This window comes from Alkaliphilus pronyensis, assembly GCF_009017275.1.
Lineage (GTDB): Bacteria > Bacillota > Clostridia > Peptostreptococcales > Natronincolaceae > Alkaliphilus_C > Alkaliphilus_C pronyensis.
Map to the genome: position 1 here is coordinate 1 of NZ_WBZC01000020.1, position 3,507 is coordinate 3,507.

4 protein-coding genes are annotated in these 3,507 nt (G+C 31.5%); all 4 read right to left on the minus strand.

Going from position 1 to position 3,507, the window contains the following annotated elements; all coding sequences use genetic code 11:
- Positions 1–142: 142 nt before the first annotated feature.
- The 4 genes from F8154_RS06625 to F8154_RS06635 all read right to left on the minus strand — a co-directional run bounded on the left by F8154_RS06625 (position 143) and on the right by F8154_RS06635 (position 2,935).
- Positions 143–460: a TOTE conflict system archaeo-eukaryotic primase domain-containing protein gene (locus tag F8154_RS06625; protein ID WP_151860825.1), complete on the minus strand. Its 318-nt coding sequence runs from the start codon at positions 458–460 to the stop codon at positions 143–145.
- Positions 433–555: a TOTE conflict system archaeo-eukaryotic primase domain-containing protein gene (locus F8154_RS15670; protein ID WP_408609008.1), complete on the minus strand. Its 123-nt coding sequence runs from the start codon at positions 553–555 to the stop codon at positions 433–435. Before F8154_RS15670 ends, F8154_RS06625 begins: the two co-directional genes overlap by 28 nt.
- Before the next feature lie 273 nt (positions 556–828).
- Positions 829–2,268, minus strand: coding sequence for an RNA-binding domain-containing protein (locus tag F8154_RS06630; RefSeq protein ID WP_151860826.1), 1,440 nt, complete (start codon positions 2,266–2,268; stop codon positions 829–831).
- A 352-nt stretch (positions 2,269–2,620) separates the two neighbouring features.
- Positions 2,621–2,935, minus strand: coding sequence for a hypothetical protein (locus F8154_RS06635; RefSeq protein ID WP_151860827.1), 315 nt, complete (start codon positions 2,933–2,935; stop codon positions 2,621–2,623).
- Positions 2,936–3,507 lie beyond the last annotated feature (572 nt).

The window sequence follows — 3,507 nt, forward strand, 5'->3', positions numbered from 1 at the left end:
TAGCTTCTCAAAAACCTTTATGCCAGGAATAAGGTTGGGGGCAGCTATTCTTCCTGATTATCTTCACAAAAAAGTATTGGCCCTTAAGCATATAAGTGACTTAAACACTTCTAGTATTCCGCAGTCTGCCGTCCCCTTGGTTTTAAATCATATTTGCTAATACTATCCCGCCTTCCATTGGGAAATCTTTTTGGGATAGTTCATATTTACTTTTCTTATTTCTTAACCATGGTTTCTCTTCTAGTTCTTCTTTTTTCAGGTCACCATATTCGTTACCATTGCATAAATTTAATATGCCTTTTCCTACTTCTTCTTCATTCATTTTCCTAATATTGTTTAAATACGCCCATTGGTCATCGTATGACTGAAAATTCTCATCAACAAATTCACTATTACCATGTTTTCTGGTCTCTTTTTGAAGTGGTAATGCTATTAGGTTTCCAAAACCTCCCTTTGGCATTGTATCTTGATTAGGAAACAGACAGGCGAGTATCCTGAATTGCCTTTTTTACTACTCCATCTTTTTGCATAAACATCTTTTCTTCCTGCAAACATTTCTTTAAAGAGTTCAATCTTTTCCTTTGGCGTACTCTGGTCATTCACTTGATTTGGTTCATCTGAGAAACTAACATCTATGACATTCTCATGATCATTTGAAATAACCTCTGGACTATAATCTACATCTATAGCCGCATATTCTAGTATACTTTAAAGTATGTAATTTCTTTTTTTAGTTTTTTATTTTCTTCTACTATCTTCTTGTAATTACTATTTAATGTTTTATAATCCATAGTTAAACCTCACAGTATGCTAGCTCTAATTAAATATTTAATTCTCTTCAATCGGTTTTAATGTATAGTATCTATTTCTACCACGGTCTCTAGCAACAATCAATCCTTTTTCCTGCAATGATTTAAAAATCCTTCTTACATGCGATGGAGACAACTTTGTTACCTCAACTGCTAATTTATTAGTAATCTTATCATTCTCCATTAGAAAAATGATGATTTCTTTTTCATTCTTATTAAAATCGCTCATGATACGCTCATATCCGCTCATAATACGCTCATCATATCGCTCGCCTTTATTTCCAAATTTAGATGTAGAAGTCTGAAGTATAATTCTAAATATATCTTCCTCAATAATTTTGGCGTCAAAACCAAAGTAGAATCTACTATATTTATGAATTTTTCTGACACCTGACCCTAGCTCATCAACCCATCCAATCTCCTTGAAAAATCTAGCTATAACAGGATTCTTTGGATATGGTGAAAAGTTGTTTGGATCAATTAAGCCATGACCATGTGGCTTATTACTATTTTCAGTATAAATTTCATTATTACCTATAACTAACTTAGCGGGATATGGATTACCATAGTCTCTATGAATTAGAATATTTGAAACTACTTCTCTAAATATATGATCTCTAATACTAATTCTCTGATCTGCCTCTAGGTAAAACTTATCTGGTAAATGCTTTGCAACAAATGCCATTAATCGATCATAACTTTCAATAAGATTTGTTCTGATATCCTCACGATCATCATATCTATCAATATTTTCTTTTCTTAGAATTGCATCCGTTCGATGATATGGTATAACCGACTGAATAACTTCATCTTTTCCAAGCAACAGTACTGATGCCAAGGTAAATCCTTCTTCACCCTTTTGATAATCCTTAATATATAATCCCGCACTCTTAAGAAGTTCTATATCACTAAGGTTTTCCCATGGATGATTTAATCTTTGATTTATTGCCAACTTCCTAACTCTAGCTATAATATCTTTTCTAAGATCATTAATAGTCAAATAAGGATATACTCTATTTTCAGAGTAAGTTCTTTGTTTTCTCTCGTAAAGTGCTGCTACTTGGTTTGTATGATCTGTTATATTGAGATCGCCATCATCATTTCTATCAAAAACTCTTCCGTTGCAGCGATGTACCTGAGAGCTTTCAGGCACGAAAATGTATAGTATAGTTTTATCTTGAATTTTTATTTCTTCAATGGACAAGTAGTAGGTTGGACTTATTTTATTCCCATTATTCATAGATGTTACAAAGTCTTTTCTAATTTGACTAATTGAACCTTCATCAACACCTACAATCTCGCCATCATCTTTAACTCCTAAGAATAGTTCTCCACCACTTCTATTTAAAAATGCACAAACTGTTTCATAGACATCTTTATTTAATCTATTTTTACTTTCTTTGAATTCAATCTTTAGCCCTTCGCCGTGTTTAATTGTTTCAATAATCTTTCTTATCAATGTAACACCTCCACTTATTAAAGCTTAATTATTATGTATTTATTATATCATGAATATTTTGACTTTATTTCAATTGTATAATATCAGAGTTGATATTCTCCTTACCATATTTACTAAGTAAATTACCTTTAAATATCTCAGGTTAAGTAAATAACCGCAACACATCCTAAACTCCTATATCCATTGTAATTACACGTTTTGCCAAAAGATCCCGCAAATTATGATAAGGTTAACCGTAACTAAATAATCTACAAACATATTTAGGTATATGTATATATATTCAGTGAGGAAAGCCATTTTAGGCTTTCATTATTACACACATTAAGAATATTGCGAAACAGACTAAACATTATTACTCTAAGTAGTTAACGCTTTTTCCAGTCTTTATAGCGTATTCTATTTCCCTTTTAGTACTTTCGCCTATATATCCGTTTTTGTTAATCACATAAATTTCATCAGACATATCGATTTTTCCTTTATGCATATCGTCAAGCATTACTTTAATTTCAGGTGTGATGACATTTTTAAATTCACCATCAGTGTGTCCAAACAATCCTACTGAAATAACAATATTCCCTTCTAGAGTTAATTGTTTTTGCACTTTCAAGAACTCATCTTTAAATCTCGTACTCCCGCACAAGGTTATTACTTTATACTTTCTTACCATAATATCCTCCATTTAACTCGTTATATTTTACAAGTGTTTACTAAATTATAGCATTAATTTTTTATTTAATATTCCACACCTTGAAAATTAAATGATATGAAGCTTCTAGCAGCAGGGGCACCAGGCAGAGGGAAGTTTCATCTGTCTAGCGTTTTCTCATATGTTATATTTTTAATGCATATTATCTAACCTATTATGTGTTTGCCCATTAATCTTAATAATAGATTTATCCTAAAAATTGTCCGGTCTTTACAATTAATATAAGCTCTTACCAACAAGAAGAATGAAACGTCCCCACGTCTTTATTAAATATATTTTTTACGTTTAAAATTAACCACTTTAAATAATATACCATTCTTTTGTAGTAATTACGAAAGGTGGGTAATAGTACTCGCTACTTTGATATATCTCATTACTTGTCTCTAGTACACTTTCTCTATCCACGAGTATTATACATTTGCCAACCACGAGAACCGTCCCCTTGGTTTGCCCCATTACCAGTTAAGTTTAGCGTGCTTTTTATTTCTTTCAATTTATATAAACTAAAGAGCCTCATAAAATTATCATAATGT

Coding starts and splice junctions, on each gene's coding strand:
- F8154_RS06625 (WP_151860825.1), bottom strand. CDS start 460: ATGCCAAAGGGAGGTTTTGGAAACCTAATAGCATTACCACTTCAAAAA.
- F8154_RS15670 (WP_408609008.1), bottom strand. CDS start 555: ATGTTTGCAGGAAGAAAAGATGTTTATGCAAAAAGATGGAGTAGTAAA.
- F8154_RS06635 (WP_151860827.1), bottom strand. CDS start 2,935: ATGGTAAGAAAGTATAAAGTAATAACCTTGTGCGGGAGTACGAGATTT.